Origin of the sequence: Aquitalea magnusonii, from assembly GCF_003202035.1 — a bacterium.
Classification (GTDB): Bacteria; Pseudomonadota; Gammaproteobacteria; order Burkholderiales; family Chromobacteriaceae; genus Aquitalea; species Aquitalea magnusonii.
On record NZ_QJKC01000003.1, the window covers coordinates 38,962 to 57,109 of the forward strand.

General features: G+C 61.9%; 22 protein-coding genes and 6 tRNA genes. 10 read left to right on the forward strand and 18 right to left on the reverse strand.

What is annotated here, in order from left to right; translation table 11 throughout:
• Nucleotides 1–11 precede the first annotated feature (11 nt).
• Nucleotides 12–794, reverse strand: a complete 783-nt coding sequence (locus DFR38_RS03755) for an exodeoxyribonuclease III (RefSeq protein WP_059285432.1) — start codon at nucleotides 792–794, stop codon at nucleotides 12–14.
• A 76-nt stretch (nucleotides 795–870) separates the two neighbouring features.
• Between DFR38_RS03755 and pyrE the strand changes: the two genes are divergently transcribed.
• Together pyrE and DFR38_RS03765 are read left to right on the forward strand one after the other, a co-directional pair.
• Nucleotides 871–1,518, forward strand: coding sequence for an orotate phosphoribosyltransferase (gene pyrE / locus DFR38_RS03760; RefSeq protein WP_059285433.1), 648 nt, complete (start codon nucleotides 871–873; stop codon nucleotides 1,516–1,518).
• Entirely contained in the window at nucleotides 1,515–2,120 is a 606-nt protein-coding gene (locus tag DFR38_RS03765) for a DUF4124 domain-containing protein (protein ID WP_059285434.1), read from the forward strand. Before pyrE ends, DFR38_RS03765 begins: the two co-directional genes overlap by 4 nt.
• A 15-nt stretch (nucleotides 2,121–2,135) precedes the next feature.
• Here DFR38_RS03765 and DFR38_RS03770 read toward each other — a convergent pair whose 3' ends face one another.
• The 8 genes from DFR38_RS03770 to cutA form a co-directional block, all read right to left on the reverse strand.
• The gene (locus tag DFR38_RS03770; RefSeq protein WP_059285435.1) at nucleotides 2,136–2,462 is read right to left on the reverse strand and encodes a hypothetical protein; all 327 of its coding nucleotides are present in this window, start codon (nucleotides 2,460–2,462) and stop codon (nucleotides 2,136–2,138) included.
• A 131-nt stretch (nucleotides 2,463–2,593) separates the two neighbouring features.
• Nucleotides 2,594–2,669: transfer RNA gene (locus DFR38_RS03775), tRNA-Lys, on the reverse strand.
• A 9-nt stretch (nucleotides 2,670–2,678) separates the two neighbouring features.
• Nucleotides 2,679–2,754, reverse strand: a tRNA-Lys gene (locus DFR38_RS03780).
• A 28-nt stretch (nucleotides 2,755–2,782) separates the two neighbouring features.
• Nucleotides 2,783–2,858 (reverse strand) — tRNA-Lys (locus tag DFR38_RS03785).
• Nucleotides 2,859–2,868: 10 nt separating this feature from the next.
• A tRNA-Lys gene (locus tag DFR38_RS03790) sits at nucleotides 2,869–2,944 on the reverse strand.
• A 31-nt stretch (nucleotides 2,945–2,975) separates the two neighbouring features.
• Nucleotides 2,976–3,051: transfer RNA gene (locus DFR38_RS03795), tRNA-Lys, on the reverse strand.
• 7 nt (nucleotides 3,052–3,058) lie between these two features.
• A tRNA-Lys gene (locus tag DFR38_RS03800) sits at nucleotides 3,059–3,134 on the reverse strand.
• Between the two features lie 151 nt (nucleotides 3,135–3,285).
• Entirely contained in the window at nucleotides 3,286–3,612 is a 327-nt protein-coding gene (gene cutA, locus DFR38_RS03805; RefSeq protein WP_059285436.1) for a divalent-cation tolerance protein CutA, read from the reverse strand.
• Between the two features lie 17 nt (nucleotides 3,613–3,629).
• Between cutA and DFR38_RS03810 the strand changes: the two genes are divergently transcribed.
• Nucleotides 3,630–4,049, forward strand: a complete 420-nt coding sequence (locus DFR38_RS03810; RefSeq protein WP_059285437.1) for an FxsA family protein — start codon at nucleotides 3,630–3,632, stop codon at nucleotides 4,047–4,049.
• Here DFR38_RS03810 and DFR38_RS03815 read toward each other — a convergent pair.
• Entirely contained in the window at nucleotides 4,043–4,339 is a 297-nt protein-coding gene (locus DFR38_RS03815) for a DUF167 domain-containing protein (RefSeq protein WP_059285438.1), read from the reverse strand. The two genes, DFR38_RS03810 and DFR38_RS03815, sit on opposite strands and share 7 nt — an antisense overlap.
• A gap of 106 nt (nucleotides 4,340–4,445) precedes the next feature.
• Between DFR38_RS03815 and DFR38_RS03820 the strand changes: the two genes are divergently transcribed.
• From DFR38_RS03820 to DFR38_RS03840, 5 genes are all read left to right on the forward strand, one after another.
• Nucleotides 4,446–4,910, forward strand: a complete 465-nt coding sequence (locus DFR38_RS03820; protein ID WP_059285439.1) for a Dps family protein — start codon at nucleotides 4,446–4,448, stop codon at nucleotides 4,908–4,910.
• Between the two features lie 97 nt (nucleotides 4,911–5,007).
• A complete protein-coding gene (locus tag DFR38_RS03825; RefSeq protein ID WP_059285440.1) occupies nucleotides 5,008–5,853 on the forward strand; it encodes an energy transducer TonB in 846 nt (281 codons plus the stop codon).
• Nucleotides 5,854–5,877: 24 nt separating this feature from the next.
• A complete protein-coding gene (locus DFR38_RS03830; protein WP_059285441.1) occupies nucleotides 5,878–6,252 on the forward strand; it encodes a hypothetical protein in 375 nt (124 codons plus the stop codon).
• 29 nt (nucleotides 6,253–6,281) lie between these two features.
• The gene (locus DFR38_RS03835; RefSeq protein WP_059285442.1) at nucleotides 6,282–6,689 is read left to right on the forward strand and encodes an acyl-CoA thioesterase; all 408 of its coding nucleotides are present in this window, start codon (nucleotides 6,282–6,284) and stop codon (nucleotides 6,687–6,689) included.
• Nucleotides 6,690–6,746: 57 nt separating this feature from the next.
• On the forward strand, nucleotides 6,747–7,238 hold the full coding sequence (locus DFR38_RS03840) for a TlpA disulfide reductase family protein (protein WP_059285443.1): 492 nt from the start codon (nucleotides 6,747–6,749) through the stop codon (nucleotides 7,236–7,238).
• 59 nt (nucleotides 7,239–7,297) lie between these two features.
• Here the strand turns inward: DFR38_RS03840 and DFR38_RS03845 are convergent, their stop codons facing one another.
• The 8 genes from DFR38_RS03845 to def all read right to left on the reverse strand — a co-directional run bounded on the left by DFR38_RS03845 (nucleotide 7,298) and on the right by def (nucleotide 15,904).
• On the reverse strand, nucleotides 7,298–8,053 hold the full coding sequence (locus DFR38_RS03845) for a HesA/MoeB/ThiF family protein (RefSeq protein ID WP_059285444.1): 756 nt from the start codon (nucleotides 8,051–8,053) through the stop codon (nucleotides 7,298–7,300).
• A gap of 108 nt (nucleotides 8,054–8,161) precedes the next feature.
• Nucleotides 8,162–9,430: a sigma-54-dependent transcriptional regulator gene (locus DFR38_RS03850; RefSeq protein WP_059285445.1), complete on the reverse strand. Its 1,269-nt coding sequence runs from the start codon at nucleotides 9,428–9,430 to the stop codon at nucleotides 8,162–8,164.
• Entirely contained in the window at nucleotides 9,430–11,586 is a 2,157-nt protein-coding gene (locus tag DFR38_RS03855) for a sensor histidine kinase (protein ID WP_239688583.1), read from the reverse strand. The genes DFR38_RS03850 and DFR38_RS03855 overlap by 1 nt, the downstream gene beginning before the upstream one ends.
• The gene (locus DFR38_RS03860; protein WP_239688584.1) at nucleotides 11,535–12,089 is read right to left on the reverse strand and encodes a DUF4390 domain-containing protein; all 555 of its coding nucleotides are present in this window, start codon (nucleotides 12,087–12,089) and stop codon (nucleotides 11,535–11,537) included. Before DFR38_RS03860 ends, DFR38_RS03855 begins: the two co-directional genes overlap by 52 nt.
• 4 nt (nucleotides 12,090–12,093) lie before the next feature.
• Nucleotides 12,094–13,347, reverse strand: coding sequence for a 16S rRNA (cytosine(967)-C(5))-methyltransferase RsmB (gene rsmB, locus DFR38_RS03865; RefSeq protein WP_059285448.1), 1,254 nt, complete (start codon nucleotides 13,345–13,347; stop codon nucleotides 12,094–12,096).
• A 163-nt stretch (nucleotides 13,348–13,510) separates the two neighbouring features.
• Nucleotides 13,511–14,362, reverse strand: a complete 852-nt coding sequence (htpX, locus tag DFR38_RS03870) for a zinc metalloprotease HtpX (protein ID WP_059285449.1) — start codon at nucleotides 14,360–14,362, stop codon at nucleotides 13,511–13,513.
• Nucleotides 14,363–14,395: 33 nt separating this feature from the next.
• Nucleotides 14,396–15,316, reverse strand: coding sequence for a methionyl-tRNA formyltransferase (fmt, locus tag DFR38_RS03875; protein WP_110313030.1), 921 nt, complete (start codon nucleotides 15,314–15,316; stop codon nucleotides 14,396–14,398).
• Nucleotides 15,317–15,400: 84 nt separating this feature from the next.
• Entirely contained in the window at nucleotides 15,401–15,904 is a 504-nt protein-coding gene (gene def / locus DFR38_RS03880; RefSeq protein WP_059285450.1) for a peptide deformylase, read from the reverse strand.
• A gap of 125 nt (nucleotides 15,905–16,029) precedes the next feature.
• Between def and DFR38_RS03885 the strand changes: the two genes are divergently transcribed.
• Both DFR38_RS03885 and dprA read left to right on the forward strand, forming a co-directional pair.
• Entirely contained in the window at nucleotides 16,030–17,067 is a 1,038-nt protein-coding gene (locus tag DFR38_RS03885) for a LysM peptidoglycan-binding domain-containing protein (protein WP_059285451.1), read from the forward strand.
• Complete coding sequence (dprA, locus tag DFR38_RS03890; RefSeq protein WP_110313031.1) at nucleotides 17,064–18,146, forward strand: DNA-processing protein DprA; 1,083 nt, start codon at nucleotides 17,064–17,066, stop codon at nucleotides 18,144–18,146. Before DFR38_RS03885 ends, dprA begins: the two co-directional genes overlap by 4 nt.
• Nucleotides 18,147–18,148: the final 2 nt, after the last annotated feature.

Genomic DNA, 18,148 nt, shown 5'->3' on the forward strand with positions numbered 1-18,148 from the left:
ACACAAATTCATCAAGCAGGCAGATCCAGCGCGTAGTCGACGATCAGCGGTGCATGGTCGGAGAATTTCTCATCCTTGTAGACGGATGCCGCCTGTGCCACCGCCATCAGCGATGGGGTGACGATGTGATAGTCGATGCGCCAGCCCACATCCTTGGCATAAGCCTGGCCGCGATTGCTCCACCAGCTATAGCCCGGCTGTTCGGGATACAGGGTGCGCCATACATCACACCAGCCCACGCGGCCCAGCAGATCGCTCATCCAGGCACGCTCCTCCGGCAGGAAACCTGAATTTTTCAGATTGCCCTTCCAGTTTTTCAGGTCGATCTCCTGATGGGCGATATTCCAGTCACCACAGATGACGATATCGCGCCCGGCCGCTTTCAACTGCTCCAGATGCGGCATGAACACCTCCAGGAACTGGAACTTCACCTGCTGGCGCTCATCGCTGCTGGAACCCGATGGCAGATACAGCGAAATCACGCTGAGATTACCGAAATCCAGCTGCAGGAAACGTCCTTCAGCGTCGATCCAGTCCACGCCCAGCCCCTCGATCACCGCATCCGGCTGATGACGGGTATACACCCCCACGCCGCTGTAACCTTTTTTCTCGGCATAGTGGAAATAGCCGGTCAGGCCATCCGGCGCACGCATGCGCTCGCTCAGGTCGGCCGCCTGGGCCTTCAGCTCCTGCACGCAGACAAAATCGGCAGCGATTCCGGCCAACCAGTTGAAAAAACCCTTCTTGTCCGCCGAGCGGATGCCATTGAGGTTGGCTGAAACGATTCGAAGCAATGCAGTCTCCTGTGCTATCCTTGCCGGCAATTTTTCCAGCCGTTCAGATAGTTAACTAGTCTCTATGAGGAATGATATGAGCGATTTCCGCCAAGATTTTATCCGTTTTGCACTCGACAAGCAGGTATTGAAGTTTGGCGAGTTCATCACCAAGGCCGGGCGCAAATCGCCATATTTCTTCAATGCCGGCCTGTTCAACGATGGCCTTTCCACCCTGCACTTGTCTCGCTTCTATGCCAAGTCGATAATGGCTAGCGGCATCGAATTCGACATGCTGTTCGGACCTGCCTACAAGGGTATCATCCTGGCCGCCGGCGCGACCATGGCCATGGCCGAACAAGGCCGCAATGTGCCTTTTGCCTATAATCGCAAGGAAGCCAAGGATCACGGCGAAGGCGGCACCCTGGTCGGCGCACCGCTGCAAGGCCGTGTCCTGATCATCGATGACGTGATTTCCGCCGGCACCTCGGTGCGCGAATCGGTGGAACTGATCCGCGCCGCCGGTGCCACCCCCGCAGGCGTAGCCATCGCGCTGGACCGCATGGAGCGCGGCAGCGGTGAATTGTCCGCGGTGCAGGAAGTGGCACAGCAATATGGCATGCCGGTCGTGGCCATCGCCACCCTGCAAGACCTGCTGGGCTTCCTTGAGGACAGCCCGCAACTGGCGCAACACCTGACAGCAGTACGCGCTTATCGCGCCCAATATGGAGTGAGTGAAAAATGACCCAGCACTTGTCTGCCTTGTTGATCTTGCTCAGCGGCAGCGTGGCCATGGCTGATGGCACGCTGTACAAGTGGGTGGACGAAGCAGGCAAGGTGCACTACAGCGATGCCGCGCCGCTGCAAAACCAGAAGCAGGGCGTGGCCGAGCTCAGTCGCCAGGGTGTGATACGCAAACCGGCGGAAAGTGAACAGGCACGCCGCCAGCGCGAAGCCAGCGAGGCCCTGCACAAGCAGGAACAACAGCGCCAGCTGGACAGCGCACGCTATGACAAGGGTTTGCTGGAAAGTTACCGCAGTGTTGGCGAACTGAAGGCCGACCGGGAAAAGCAGCTGAGCATCCTGCAAGCATCGCTGGATGCCCAGTATTCCAGGTTGAAGGGCCTCAACCTGCAGCTGCGCGACATGCTGAAAGAGCAAGACACCAACCAGAAACTGCACCGGCCGGCAGCACCGGCCCTGCAGCACAATATCCAGGTCATCCAGCAGGAACAGAAGGGGCTGGGCGCGCTGATCAGCACCAAGCAGGCCGAGCTCAACAGCGTGCGCCAGAAAATGCAGGAAGACATCAACCGCTATCAGCAGCTCAGCCGCGGCGCTCAGTAAACCCGCCGCGCCGCCTCAACCGCCGGCTTCCTTGCGCTGCCATGCCTCCTGCAGTTGCCGGGTATGCTGCTGCAACTGCTCACTGGCCGCCGTGTTCGCTGCGGTCGCCGCCGACAGCTCTTCCGCCGCACGCTGCGCCGCCATTTGCGCATCGGCCAGCCGCTGGTCCGCCTGCTGTTTGGCCGCCTGCGCCTGCGTCAGGCGCGCCTGGGCCTGCTCCTGCAGATTGTTTGCCTGCTGGTAAGCCATCTGCGCTGCCAGCAGCTGCTCATCCACCGTTTGCGCCAGCGCTGGCAGCGCCATCGTCGCCAGCCACAACACACAAGCGAATTTCTTGATCATTGCCTTGCCCTCTCACAGGTATTCTCGACGCATCCATTATCCACGCGGATGGCAGGCTTGACGACCACAGGGCATCAGCACAATGCAAAAAGCCCGGCCACACTAGGGTGACCGGGCTTCTGCAGACTGACTGGTGGGTTGTGAGTGGCTCGAACACTCGACCTACGGATTAAGAGTCCGCTGCTCTACCAACTGAGCTAACAACCCGCAAAGCGGTGGTGGGTCGGGCGAGATTCGAACTCGCGACCAACGGATTAAAAGTCCGCTGCTCTACCGGCTGAGCTACCGACCCGATCCTGCAATGAGTGACAACGACAAACTGGTGGGTTGTGAGTGGCTCGAACACTCGACCTACGGATTAAGAGTCCGCTGCTCTACCAACTGAGCTAACAACCCGCTAAAGCGGTGGTGGGTCGGGCGAGATTCGAACTCGCGACCAACGGATTAAAAGTCCGCTGCTCTACCGGCTGAGCTACCGACCCGTGTCTTGCCTGATGGCAAAACCGGAAAAACTGGTGGGTTGTGAGTGGCTCGAACACTCGACCTACGGATTAAGAGTCCGCTGCTCTACCAACTGAGCTAACAACCCGAAACGGTGGTGGGTCGGGCGAGATTCGAACTCGCGACCAACGGATTAAAAGTCCGCTGCTCTACCGGCTGAGCTACCGACCCACGAAAGAGTTCGCAACTATAATAAAACCGTCTTTTTCAGTCAAGGCTTTTACCGAAATAATTTGGAAAAACCGGGGCATAGACCCGCATTTCATGCTACACGGCTGGAACCATGACCAAGGACCAGCAGTCCAAATTTCCTCCGCGCCCGCTAGTCATCACTTGAAAGCAGCGACTGCGATACCCATGTCAGGTAAGCGGGCAAGCCCTGTGCCACTGGCAATGCGATGATTTCCGGCACATCATAAGGATGCAGCCCGAGCAAACGCTGCTGCAGGCCGGGATAGCCGGCCGGGGTGGTCTTGATCAGCAGGGGGATTTCACTGGCTTCCTGCAGCTCGCCCTCCCAGCGATAAACCGACTTGCAGGCTGGCAGGATATTGACGCAGGCAGCCAGACGCTCCTGCACCAGAACATGTGCAATGTGCGTGGCGGTGGTTTCGTCCGGCACATTGCAGATCACCATCAGACAATTCATACGGATACCTTGATTCGATGCGCGCCATCTTGCTGTTGTTACTGCTTTATCCCTTGCTGGAAATCGCCACACTGGTCACGCTGGCCCATCACCTGGGCGGTGGCGTGGTGTTCCTGCTGGTGCTGGCCAGCAGTCTGCTGGGCATCTGGATGCTGCGCAACCAGAAGCTGGGCGCCTTGCTGACGCTGTCCAGCGTGCTGCGCCAAGGCCAGCAGGTGTCGCTGTACTCACTGCTGTGGCCCCTGCGCTATGCCTTGTCCGGCCTGCTGTTTGCCATTCCTGGCATCCTCAGCGATCTGCTGGCTATACTGCTGCTGCTACCATTCAAGGGCCCGGCACTGAACATGGCCGCCGCCACCAGGGCAGCGGATGATGTCATCGAGGGCGAATTCAGCCGTGTCGACAAGCCAGCGGACCAGCAGCAGCGCCTTCACTGAATGCCCAGCAAGGCCAGCACTTCCGGCTCGGCCAGTGACGAGGTGATCAGCACCACCTTGTGGCGGCTCTTGTCACCGGCCTGCAAGGCCACCGCGCGCTTGCCGACCGCAAAACAGTCGGCCAGCCAGGATAGCAATGCCGCATTGGCCTTGCCGTCGACCGGCGGCGCGGCCAGGCGGATTTTCAAGCAGTCGCCATGCTCGCCCGCCACCTCGGTTTTTCGGGCGCCGGGCTGGACATGCAAGGTGAGACGCACGGTATGGCCGCTACAGACCAGCCAGGGTTTCATGGTGATTTTTCCGCAAAAGGGCAATTCTAGACCAAATCCAGCCGCGCTCAAGCCGCGCCTGGCAGCCTGATCCGGTCCGGCTTACCCACCAACCAGGAGTTTGCATATGGATATCGGCATCAACGAACAAGATCGTCAGGACATCGCCCACGGCCTCTCCCGCCTGCTGGCAGACACCTACACCCTGTATCTGAAAACCCACAATTTTCACTGGAACGTCACCGGGCCGATGTTCAACACCCTGCACCTGATGTTCGAGACGCAATACAACGAACTGTCGCTGGCCGTCGACCTGATCGCCGAGCGCATCCGCGCCCTGGGTCACTTCGCGCCCGGCAGCTATGCCGACTACGCCAAGCTGACCGCCATTGCCGAGGCCTGCGGCGTGCCCAAGGCCGAAGAAATGCTGGCACAACTGGTGGATGGCCATGAAATCCTCTGTCGCACGGCCCGCAGCATTTTCCCGCTGGCCGAGCGCGCTGCCGACGAGCCGACCGCCGACCTGCTGACCCAGCGTCTGCAAGTGCATGAGAAAACCGCCTGGATGCTGCGCAGCATGCTGGACAAATAATCTGACACGCCCCACGCCGCGCCCAGCGCGGCGTTTTTCTTGGCACATCCCCAGCCATGGTAAACTGCAGCAGACTTACGGAGGCCGCCAGTTGCCCATGACCGCCAATCTGCGCAAACCCACCAGCACCAGCACGAACGGACCGCTGATCATCATGATCGCAGCGTCCCTGCTGGCCCATGCCTTACTGCTGGCGAGCAGCGTCATTTCATGGACTCCCGGCATCACCCTGCCCGATAACAACCGTATCAATATCCAGCTGGTGCAGGTGCCGACACGGCAAGCCCTGCCCACCCTCCGCCAGAGTGAAGACAGCAACCAGGGCCGCGGCAATACCAGCGCCCCCAATCATCTGGCCAGCCACAGCCGGCCCACGGTCAAACCCGAACAGACCGAGCAGTCCGTCGCCGCGCTGCCAGCCAGCAACGACACCAATCTGCTGCAGGAAAACCACCGCAAAAAACCGGCACTGGCCGCAGCCAAGCCGGCCCAGAACAGTGCAAGTGCACCACTGAGCGCCGCCAACCTGCTGGGGCAGATCGCCAACCTCGGCAGCGTGCAGCGCGGGGACCGCGACGTGAAAGACAGCACGCTGGAAAGCGGCACGGCCGATGGCGCGGGTGACAGCGCCAATCGCTATGCCTGGGCACGCTACAAGGAAGACTGGCGGCTGCGCATGGAACGCATCGGGCGACAAAACTATCCTGAAGCCTTGCGCCAGCAGCATATCTACGGCTCGGTCACCCTCGCGGTCAGCATCCTGCCGGATGGCAGCTTGCAGGACATCCAGCTGGTGAAAAAATCCGGCAATAGCCTGGTGGACGAAGCGGCCATCAATCTGGTCACCCGACATGCCCCATTCGGCCGCTTTCCCCCCTCACTGGCCGGCAAGGGGCCCCTGACCATCGTCAAGGCCTTTACCTTTAGCCGGGACAACAATTAGTCGAACCCACGACAAGGAAGCATCATGTTTGAAGTCAACCGCAGCATTGCGCTGATCCGCCCCAAAGCCCCCTTTCTCGACTGGCTGCAGCAACTGCCCGGCGATCTCGACGGGCAGCTGGATCTGGACATCCTCACCCGCGACTGCAATGCCCTGCTGATTCCGGCAGCCGACGATTACGCCTCGGCCGCCGACTTCGTACTGCAGCACTATCGCCTGCTGTTTCAGGCAGAGCTGGCCGACTGGTGCGATGATGAACAACTGTGGCCGGAGCAACTTTCTCCAGCCCTGTTTCTGGAGTGGTTTGAAGTAGAAATCCACTCCGTACTCACCGATATGGTCGAGACGCCACTAGAGCGCGAACCATTCGTCCCGCTGGACCTCAACGCCGAGGATTGAGGTACAGCGTTCACCACAAGGGGAAACACATGTCGCATGAAACACGCATCAAGGTCCGGGGTTATCATCTGGACCTGTACGGCCACGTCAACAATGCCCGCTATCTGGAATTTCTGGAAGAAGCCCGCTGGAGCTTTTTCGAAGACCGTGGCGATCTGCCCTGGTTTCTGCAATCCGGGCTGGCACTGGTAGTGGTCAACATCAATATCGACTACCGCTACCCGGCCACCATGGGCGACGAGCTGGCCCTGGCCACCTCGGTCAAGAGCATAGGCAGCCGCAGCGCCGTCATGCACCAGCGGGTCACCCTGGCCGGTAGCGACAAGGTGGTTGCCGAGGCCGATGTGACTTTTGTGGTGTTTGACGCCAAGCAGAACAAGGCCGTGACGCTGGAAGGACAATTGAAGGAACTCCTGCAGTCCATGCTGGACCAATAAGCCCGACAGCCCCGCCAGACGGGGCTGCTGTCTATCCCTTTTCCGGATGTAGCAAGCATGAAGAAGGTACTGATCACTCTACTGGCGGTTGCCGTCATCGGCCTGGTGGCCTATACCCTGCTGTTCGACCGCAATGCGGCACCGCAGGTCAGCTATACCTCGCTGAGCGGCCAGCACGCCGATACCGCCTCGCTCAAGGGCAAGGTGGTCCTGGTCAATTTCTGGGCCACCAGCTGTTCCGGCTGCGTGGAGGAAATGCCGGAAATCAAGAAACTGCATCAGCAGTACGCTGCGCGCGGCCTGCAGGTGATGGCCGTGGCCATGAGCTACGACCCGCCCAATTACGTACAGGCTTTTGTACAGCAAAACCAGCTGCCCTTCTTTGTCGCCCTGGATGGGCAGGGCAGCATTGCCAAGGCCTTCGGCGACATCCAGCTGGCACCGACCACCTTTCTGATCGACAAGCAGGGCAATATTCTCAAACGCTATGTCGGCGTGATGGACTTCAAGGAAGTGCATCAGATACTGAACCAGCAGCTGGGTACCTGAGCCATCCAACACAAAGCCCCGCCAATGCGGGGCTTTGTGTTGGTCAGAACCGGGGACGCTCAGGCCGCAGCACACACCGGGCAGGCCGGATCGCGGCTGAATTTCAGCTGACGGATCTCACCGCTCAGCGCATCGTACAGAGTCAGTCGCCCCAGCACCGCTTGTCGCCCGGCCAGCAGCTTGACCGCCTCCACCGCCTGCATGCTGCCCATCACCCCCACCAGCGGTGACAACACGCCAAAGGTGGCACACGGGCCATCCGACACCTCGCCCTCCTCGGCAAACAGGCAGTGATAGCAGGGTGAGCCGGGCACGCGCGGGTCGAATACCGCCAACTGCCCGGCAAAGCGCACCGCGGCACCGGATACCAGCGGCACACCAGCCGCCACGCTGGCACGGTTCACCGCATGGCGGGTGGCGAAATTGTCAGAACAGTCCAGCAACAGATCGTGTTGTCTCGCTTCTTCCAGCAGGCGGTCTGCGCTTAAGCGCTCGGCCAGCGCCCGCACCTGGATCTCCGGGTTCAGCCCCAGCATGCGCGCCCGCGCCGATTCGGCCTTGTTCTGCCCCAGTGATGCCATCTCGTGCACCACCTGGCGCTGCAGATTGCTCAGCTCCACCTGATCGTCATCGGCCAGGGTGATATGACCGACACCGGCACTGCCCAGATACAGCGCCACCGGCGAGCCCAGCCCCCCGGCACCGATCACCAGCACACGGCTTGCCAGCAGCCGCTGCTGGCCTTCGATATCGATTTCCGGCAGCAGGATGTGCCGGCTATAGCGCAGCAGGGCTGCATCATTCAGATCTGTCATGGGGTCAAAGCTTAGTCAAATCAGGCCAGGGATGCCATAGCTCCAGCGAGCTAGCCGGCAAAACAAAACGCCAGCACGAGGCTGGCGTCTGCTTGGGCGGGACAGGGATTACTCCTCGACCACCTTGCGGGCAAACTTGATGCCCAGTTGCTTGAGCTTGCGGTACAGGTGGGTACGTTCCAAGCCCACCTTCTGTGCCACGCGGCTCATATTGCCGTTTTCCAGCGAGATGTGGTACTCGAAATACCGCCGCTCCAGCTGCTCGCGCAATTCGCGCAGCGGCATGTTGAAGTCGAAGCCCGACTCCTCCACCGGCTTTTCGTGGCGGAACTGCGCCAGCACCTTGTTGACCTCGGGCGCGTCGACATCGTCCGATTCGGAAGTCAGCGCCAGGCTCTTGATGATGCTGCGCAGCTGCTCCAGATTACCCGGCCAGTCATACTGGCGCAGCGCATTGAGTGCGGCGGTGGTCAGCTTCTTGTTGGGCACCTGGCGCGACTCCACCAGCTCGATCAGGATCTGTTCGGCGATGAAGATGATGTCCTCGGCATGCTCGCGCAGCGGCGGAATCGGCACGATGACGCTGGACAGTGCCGTCAGCAGGCGGTTGTCGCATTCCGGATCGACCAGCAATTCCTGCAATGGCCGGCTGCAGGAACACAGCAGGCGCACGTTGAAGCGGTCTAGCTTGGACAGCAGGAACAACAGCCCCTGCTGCACACGACGGTTGTACTGGCCGATTTCCGGCAGGAACAACACGCCGTTATTGGCCTTTTGCAGCAGTTCCAGCGGCGCATCCGCCAGTTGTTCCGGCTTGGCCGGCGTCACCCAGGGCGTATTGCCCTGATGGAAAAAGCGTGCCACCAGTTCGAAGCCGGAACCGGGCTCACCGGTCAGCAGCACCGGCGACTTGACCTTGGCCACCCGCTCCAGCTGGCGCTTGAGCTCCTGAATCGGTTCGCTGCGTCCCAGCTTGTCCAGATTCAGCGAGGTATTGGCCTGCATGTCGCCATACTTCAGCGCGCGCTGCACCGTGGTGAGCAGCTTTTGCAGGGCAATCGGCTTTTCCAGGAAATCGAAGGCGCCGATGCGGGTCGCCTCCACTGCGGTATCGATGCTGGCATGGCCAGACATCATGACGACCGGCATGTTGAGCTGGCCGGACTTGGCCCATTCCTTGAGCAGGGTGACCCCGTCGCAGTCCGGCATCCAGATGTCCAGCAGCACCAGCGCGGGACGCGTCTGGTTGCGCAGCTGTCTGGCTACCTCGGCGTTTTCCGCCAGGGCAACCGTGTATCCCTCATCCTGCAGGATCTCCGAGAGCAGTTCACGTATTCCGATCTCGTCATCAACAATCAATATATCGCTGCTACGCATTAGGCCTCCAGCAATGGCAGGGTGAGAAGAATTCGCGCGCCTTGCTGCTCGCCATTCCCCAATATGACCTGGCCATGGTGTTCCTCCGCTATTTTCTTCACCACCGCCAGTCCCAGCCCGGTTCCCTTGGGCTTGCTGGTCACATAGGGCTCGAACGCGCGTGGCAGGAGCTCGGCAGGAAAGCCCGAACCATTGTCCTGCACGCAGACGGTCGCGTTTCTTCCTTCTTGTCGGCTGCTAATGTGAATCATCGGGATGTCAACGTCAAGGACCGCATCCTGTGCGTTCTGCATCAGGTTGTGCAATACCTGCCGCAGCAATGCGGCATCCCCCATGATCATCAGCGGCCTGTCTTCCAGTTCAATCTTAACAGCCGGATTGGATTCGTACAGCGTGGCAACCTCCCGTACTACCTGATTGAGATCAAGTTCACTGAGTTTGATGCGTGGTGCGCGCGCATAATCGCGGAAAGCGTCCACCATGTTCTTCAGCGCCGCCACCTGCTTGATGATGGTGTCGGTTGAGCGCTTGAGCATGTCGGCATCTGCCGCTTCCAGCTTGGCCGTCAGCTTCATCGCCAGGCGCTCGGCCGACAGCTGGATGGGAGTGAGCGGATTGCGGATTTCATGCGCCAGCCGCTTGGCCACCTCGCCCCAGGCCGCGTCGCGCTGCGCCCGCCCCAGCTCGGTTATATCATCGAACACCACAACATAACCGCTTCCGGAGCGTTCCGGCAAGCGGGCGCCGCGCACCAGCAGGCTTCGCGCGCCCTGGCCGGTGACATAATCCAGCTGGGTTTGCCATTCTTCCTCCAGCTTGTTCTCGCCATGCTGCAGCATGGTGTCCACCAGGGGAATCAGCGCCGGCACCTGCGTCGACCACTGTTTGACCGGGTAGGCGACCAGTTCGGCAAAGTCCACGCCCAGGATGCGGCCGGCACTGGTATTGGCGGCGCGCAGCTGCCAGCTTTCGTCCAGGGCGATGACACCGGCGGACAGATTGGCCAGTATGCTTTCCAGGTAGAGCTTGCCGCTTTCCAGTGCCCGCTGGTTCTGGTTGGCCGTCTGGCGTGCTTCTTCCAGCTGCTGGGTCATGCGGTTGAACAGGGTGGTGAGCATGCCCAGTTCATCACGGCGATAAACCGGGTGCCGCTTGGAAAAGTCCCCCTGGGCCACGGCACGGGTGCCGGCGGCCAGTTCGGATAGCGGTGCGGACAGGCGCTCGGACAGGAACAGGGCAAAGGCCAGGGCGGAGGTCAGCGCCAGCAGACAGGCCAGCGCCAGGGTCAGCATGTAAAAGGTTTTCAGGCCATCGCGCGACAGCAGCAATTGATGATATTCGGCGCGGGCGGTTTCAATCTGTTCGGCATCGCGGGCAATGGACTGCGGCGCGGCCTGCACCACCTGCAGCACACGCCAGTCGCCGTCCAGCGTGCGATAGGGCAGCAGCACCTTGAGCGTCAGGCCGCCGGCCTCGTTTTCAATGCTCTTGCTGCCCTGGCGCAGCTTGAGGCCACGCAAGGTATCGCGGGCAGGCGCTTGCGGCAGCTGGTGAGCATTATTGCTGGCAAAATTCAGTAGCTGCCCCGATTTGTTGAAAATCGCCAGCTCGCGCAGGCCCAGCTGCTCGCGCAAGCGTTCCAGCCGAGAAGGCAGCATGCTGCCGGGCAGGCCGTCGATGTCATCCAGCACCACGCGGCTTTTGCGGCCAACGTCTTCCAGCACATAGTTGAGCGCGCCCTTGCCCAGTTCCAGGCCACGGTCCAGTGCCGATTCCACTCGCACGTCGAACCAGCTTTCAATGCTGCGCGTCAGGAATTGGGCCGAAATGGTAAACACCAGCAAGCCCGGCACCAGCGCCACCACGGCAAACATCATCACCAGCCGCTGGGTGAGCTTGGCTCCGAACACGCGGCCCTTGACCCGCTGGCGCAGCCGCAGCAGCTGGCGACCCACCACGCCGAGCAGGCCGAGCAGTAGCAGGCTGTTGAGGCCGAACACCCACCAGTAGTACTCGGCCAGCTTGGAGGCATTGCCGGTGGCCACTGCCAGCAGGTAGAGCATGATGGCACCGAAGGCCGCCAGGGCAATCGCCGCGTAACGCATCAGTTGCCATCTTTCATATTGATGGCGGTCCAGTTGGAGGACAGGCTCCATTCCCCCGAGCCCAGGGCATTGATCTGGAAGGGTTTGGGCAGCTCGCTGATGTCCAGCACCAGTCGCACCCGGCCCGCCACGCTGCCGGGGCTGCGCGGATCAAGCGCCCCGCTTTGCAGCACGCGCCAGTCCTGAATGGAGCCGAGGGCGCCCATGGCTTCGGCCAGGGTACGGTAATAATTGGAAAAACTGCCGATGGTAATGCGGTAACGGCTGGTCAACGGCTGGTAGGACAGCTTGAAAGCCAGGCTGGCATGCGGCTCGAACCATTCTTTCAGGTTGAGGTAATAGGCGGTGCTGCGTGGCCGGGTCAGTTCGAACTCCAGCCGGAAAGTCAGGGCCACGCCCTGCTCCAGCGCATCGTTCAGACCGCTGCTCAGCCTGGTCTGAAAACGGGTGCTGAGAGACAGCTGCCCATCCGGGGTCAGCTCGGCATCGGCGCGGCGCGCCAGAATGCCATCGGCCTGCGCCGTGTTGACGGCACAGACCAGTAGCCATAACACCAGGCTAATGCTTCGCAAGCAGCGCGTAATAGAAACCGTCATGACGCTCACAGGGCAACAGTTGTTGCTGATCCAGGCATTCGGCATCGGGATGTCGTGCCAGGAATGCGCTCAGCTGCTGCTGATTTTCTTCCGGAAAAATCGAGCACGTAGCGTAAAGCATTTTGCCCCCGGAAGCGAGTAGCCCCCATAGCGTGTCAACCATCGCCGCCTGCTGGCGGGCCAGCGCGGCGAAATCGCCCGGACGGCGCAGCCACTTGATGTCCGGATGACGACGCACCACGCCGGATGCCGAGCAGGGGACGTCGGCCAGAATGCGATCGAAGGGCTTGCCATCCCACCAGTCAGTCGCCTGCCCGGCGTCAGCCGCATGCAGGCTGGCTTGCAAGCCACCGCGCTGCAGGTTCTCTGCCACCCGTTGCAGTCGCTGCGGGTCGATATCCAGCGCGGTCATGTCCACCTCGGCCATTTCCAGCATATGACAGGTTTTGCCACCCGGCGCGGCACAGGCATCCAGCACGCGCTGTCCGGGTTGCAAGTCGAGCATCCGGGCAGCCTGCTGTGCACCCCAGTCCTGTACCGATACCACGCCGTCGGCAAACCCCGGCAGTTCGCGCACATTGACCGGTTTGTCCAGCATGATGCCGCCGTCCTCGTCCAGTGCCGTTGCGCGCATGCCCAGTGCGTCCAGCTGTGCGAGGTAAGCCGCCAGCGTGCTCTTGCGGCGATTGACGCGCAGCGTCATCGGCGGGTGGCTGTTGTTCCATTCCAGGATGGACGACCATTCTTGCGGGTACGCCTGCTGCACCGCCTTGATCCACCAGCGCGGATGATTGGTGGCTGCTTCCAGATCCTTGTCGGCCAGCCGCAGCATTTCCTCACGCTGACGCAGGAAATTGCGCAGCACGCCGTTGACCAGCGCTTTGAATTTGCCACGCGCCAGGCGCTCGGACAGCTTGACCGCCTCGTTGACGATGGCGTAATCGGCCGCGCGGGTATACACCAGCTGATACAGCGCCACCAGCAGCACCCGTTCCAGCTGCGGCTCCGGCAGGGCCTTGGGCACCAGCCGCCGCAGCCAGAAGCGCAGACGCGCCAGCTGGCGCAGGCTGCCGTAGCAGATGTCCTGCAGGGCGGCACGCTCTGGTGGCGTCAGTTCGCTGCCCTGGCGCTGGGCTTGGGCCAGTGCCTCGGTCAGGGTATGGCCGGATTCCACCTGGCCCAGCACGTCGGCGGCCAGTTGCTGTATGCGATGCATGTCAAAACCTTAAATGGCAAACGGCGAGGACTGCGTTCTCGCCGTTGATAATGGCCGGCGCTCATATCCTGGCACCGGCCCGTGGGTCTCCGTCGGCGTCGGCGACCAGGCAGTCTGGCCGGATCCGGCGGCAACGGATTCTTGCTAGAGGCGCATGATACGTTCAGCCCACGCCGCGCGCCATAGCGTGCAAGCGGGCAATGCGCTCCTCGGTGTGCGGATGGGTGCGGAACAGCTCGCCCATGCTCAGACCGGACAGCGGGTTGATGATCATCATCTGCGCGGTTTCCGGGTGTGCCTGTGCCGTGGGCATGGCGATACCTTGAGCGTAGTACTCGATCTTCTGCAGCGCTGCCGCCAATGCCAGCGGATCGCCGGAAATTTCGGCGCCACCGCGGTCGGCTTCGAATTCGCGCGCCCGGGAAATGGCCATCTGGATCACGCTGGCGGCCAGCGGCGCCAGAATGGCCACCAGCAGTCCGGCCAGCGGATTGACCGGCCGGCCGTTTTCGTCCCGCCCGCCAAAGAACATGGCAAAGCTGGCCAGGGCAGATACCGCACCGGCCATGGTGGCGCTGATGGTGGAGATCAGCGTGTCGCGGTGGCGCACATGGGCCAGCTCGTGCGCCATCACGCCGCGCAGCTCGCGGTAGTCCAGCATGCGCATGATGCCGGTGGTGGCGGCGACGGCGGCGTGTTGCGGATCGCGCCCGGTGGCAAAGGCATTGGGCTGGTCTTCATGAATCACATACACCCGTGGCATGGGCAGGCCGGCGCGCTGCGCCAGCTCGGCCACCATGCCGTAGAACTCGGGGGCCGTGCTGGCATCCACTTCCTGCGCGTTGTACATGCGCAACACCATCTGGTCGGAATTCCAGTAGGCAAACAGATTCATCCCGCCGGCAAACAGCAAGGCCAGCAACAGCCCGCTCTTGCCCCCCACCATGGCGCCAATGAAGCCGAGAAACGCCACGAAGGCGGCCATCAGCACTGCAGTCTTGAACAGATTATTCACGCTAGCCTCCTTTGCTCTGGCCTGTTGTGATGCCTAGCCGCCCAGACGGGTTCCCGCCAGCGCGGTACGGCCGGCGGCAAAATCACGCGCACTCAGCCGCTTGCCCCCTGCGGCTTGCAGCTGGCTGATGACCACCAGCCCCTCACCGCTGCCCACCACCACGCCCTCGGCATCGGCACGCAGTACCACACCCGGTTCGCCCGCGCCGGCGATGGCCTGGGCAAACCACAGCTTGAGCGGTTCGCCGTCCAGCTTGGTAAAGGCACCCGGTGCCGGGTTGTAGGCCCGAATGGCGCGGGCAATGGTGGCGGCCGGCAAGGACCAGTCCACTTCGGCCTCGGCCTTGCTCAGCTTGTGGGCATAGTTCACGCCCTGTTCCGGCTGTGGCTGTGCCTGCAGGCTGTCCAGCTGCGCCAGCGTGCTGACGATGGCCTCGGCACCGCATGCGGCCAGCTTGTCGTGCAGGCTGGCTGCGGTGTCATCAGCGGCAATGGCCAGCGGATGGATGGACAGCATGTCGCCGGTATCCAGCCCGACATCCATCTGCATGATGGTGATGCCGGTTTCGCGGTCTCCGGCCAGGATGGCGCGCTGGATGGGTGCGGCACCGCGCCAGCGTGGCAACAGCGAGGCATGAATGTTGAGACAGCCGCGCGGCGGAATCTCCAGCACCGCCTTGGGCAGCAGCAGGCCATAGGCCGCCACCACCATCAGTTCGGCACCGACCTCCTGCAGCATGCGCTGGGCTTCTTCCGTCTTGAGGGAAACCGGCTGCTCCACGCGCAGGCCATGCTCCAGCGCCACCTGCTTCACCGGGCTGGGCTTGAGTTTCATGCCACGGCCCGCCGGGCGGTCCGGCTGGGTCAGCACCAGGGCAATTTCATGTCCGGCAGCCAACAGGGCCTTGAGCGCTGCGGCGGCGAATTCCGGCGTACCGGCAAATATCAGTTTCATTGTCAGCCTGCAATTAACAAAGACAGGCCAGGCCTGTCTTCAATCAGCCAGGGCCACCCGGTAAGGGCAGGTGGCCGTCATGCCTTACATATTCTGTTTTTCGCGCTTTTTCAGCTTGGTGCGGATCCGCCCCTGCTTGAGCTCGGACAGGTATTCGACGAACACCTTGCCATCCAGATGATCGATTTCGTGCTGGATGCAGATGGCCAGCAGGCCGTCGGCTTCCAGCTCGAACGCCTTGCCGGTGGCATCCTGGGCGCGCACCTTGATCCGCTCGGCACGGGTCACCTTGTCGTAGATGCCGGGCACCGACAGGCAGCCCTCTTCGTACACGGTTTCACCTTCTTTTTCGAGGATGACCGGATTGATGAAGACGCGACGCTCGTTGTGCTCTTCGGAAATGTCCATCACCACCAGCCGCTGGTGGTAGTCCACCTGGGTGGCAGCCAGACCGATGCCCTTGGCCTCGTACATGGTGTCGAACATATTGTCGATCTGGGTCTGCAGGGCAGCGTCAAAAGTCTCGACCGGCGTGGCCACGGTATGCAGACGCGCATCCGGATAATGCAGAATGTTCAGCAGCGCCATCGGTTTTCTTGCTCCAAGTTGTCGTAATGCCATCAGCACGTCGATAATAGACGGGTCTGACGCATGCTCGTTTGTCAAAGGAGCGCTCGCGGGCGCTCGTTACACTCAATATTGGGGCACTTTTCATGCGTAAAAGTATTATATCGCTTGCTTTGGCTCTGGGACTGGCTCTCCCGGCATTTTCCGACACCCTCACCATCAAGCCCGACGCACCCGCGCGCTACACCGTGACCAAGGGCGATACCTTGTGGGGCATCTCGGGACGCTACCTCAAGAGCCCATGGAAGTGGCCCAGCTTGTGGCAGATGAACAAGCGCGACATCAAGAACCCGCACTGGATCTACCCCGGCGACGTGCTGGTGCTGAGCTATGTCAACGGCCAGCCGCGCCTGTCGCTGGAAAAGGGCAAGCAGGACGAAGTGCGGCTGTCACCGCAAATACGCATGTCCGACATCGACAAGGCGGTGCCCAGTATTCCGGCCGCGGCCATCGAGCCCTTCCTCCGCCGTCCGCTGGTGGTCGATGAAGCGCAGTTCAACACCGCCCCCAGGCTGATTGCCGGGCCGGAACAGCGGCTGGCCTTCGGCACGGGCGACCGCGTCTATGCCAATGGTGTGACCGAAATGGGCAACTGGCAGGCCTATCGTGCCGGCAAGCCGCTGATCGACCCCGACACCAAGGAAAACCTCGGCTACGAAGTCATGTACGGTGGCGACGTGGTGGTGGACAAGCTGGGCGAGGACGTGCAGACCATGCACATCACCAGTGTGGCCGGAGAAATCCTGGTGGGCGACCGCCTGATCAAGGCGCCGAAAGACCAGTTTGTCAGCTATGTGCCGCACAGCCCGGATGGCGACATCCGCGGCCAGATCATCTCGGTCTACGATGGCGTGGACGGTGCCGCGCAGTATTCCAATGTAGTCATCAACCGCGGCCGGCGCGAACAGGTGGAAGCGGGCGATGTGTTCAGCATTGTCAAGAACGCCAAGCCGGTTTCCATCACCACCGCCGACGGCCAGCAAAAAATCGTCACATTGCCGGGCCAGACCATAGGCAAGATTTTCATCTACCGCGTGTTTGACAAGGTGTCTTACGGACTGGTGCTGGAAAGCGCCGATGCCGCCAGTGTCGGCGATGTCGTTACCGCACCGGAAAGCGAATGAGCGACAGCACCGGCGACTGGCTGCTGCTGGCGCTGACACCGGGCATTGGGCCGGTGGGCTTTCTCAAGCTGATCGCCAGCTTTGGTTCGGCCAGCCATGCCGTGGCCGCCAGCACCGCCCAGACCACGCCACTGATCGGCCAGCAGGCTGCCCAGGCGCTGCGCGAGCGGGTGGCGCAGCCGGATGTCGACGCCGCACTGGCCTGGGCCGCAGGCGAGCAATGCAGCCTGCTCAGCCTGCAGGATGACGACTATCCGCAGGCGCTGGCAGAAACCGCTTCTCCACCGCCGCTGCTGTTTGCCCGCGGTCGCCGTGAATTGCTGCAGCAGCCCATGCTGGCCATGGTGGGCAGCCGCAGCGCCACACCGCCGGGCAAGCAGATCGCCAGTGACTTTGCCCGACGACTGGCCGAACACGGCTATACCATCGTCAGCGGACTGGCCAGCGGCATCGACGCCGCGGCACACCAGGGCGCCCTGGCTGCGGCCGGCTCCACCATCGCCGTGATCGGCACCGGCATCGACCGGGTCTACCCGGCCAGCAACCGCGCGCTGGCACACCAGATCGGCAGCGCCGGCTTGATCCTGTCCGAATTCCCGCTGGGTGCCGGTCCGCTGGCCGGCCATTTCCCGCGCCGTAACCGCATCATTGCCGGCCTGGCCCGCGGCTGCCTGGTGGTGGAAGCCAATATCAATTCCGGCTCGCTGATCACCGCCCGGCTGGCGGCGGAGAGCGGGCGCGAAGTCATGGCCGTACCCGGATCGATCAACAACCCGCAGGCGCGTGGCTGCCACCGGCTGCTGAAAGATGGCGCCCGGCTGGTGGAATCGGTGGAAGACGTGCTGGAAGAAGTGGGCAGACTGCGCCACAGCGCGCGCCCGGCCACCGTTTGCGCTCCCGATCCGGCCGCGGCGACCGGGCAGATTCTCACCCTGATGGGCTACGACCCGGTCAGCAGCGAGTGGCTGGCACAGCAACTCGGGTTGACGCAAGGGGAGGTTTACGCGATGCTGCTCGAGCTGGAGCTTGCCGGCAAGCTCACCAGCCTGCCTGGCGGGCAGGTCCAGCGACTGGTCTGATT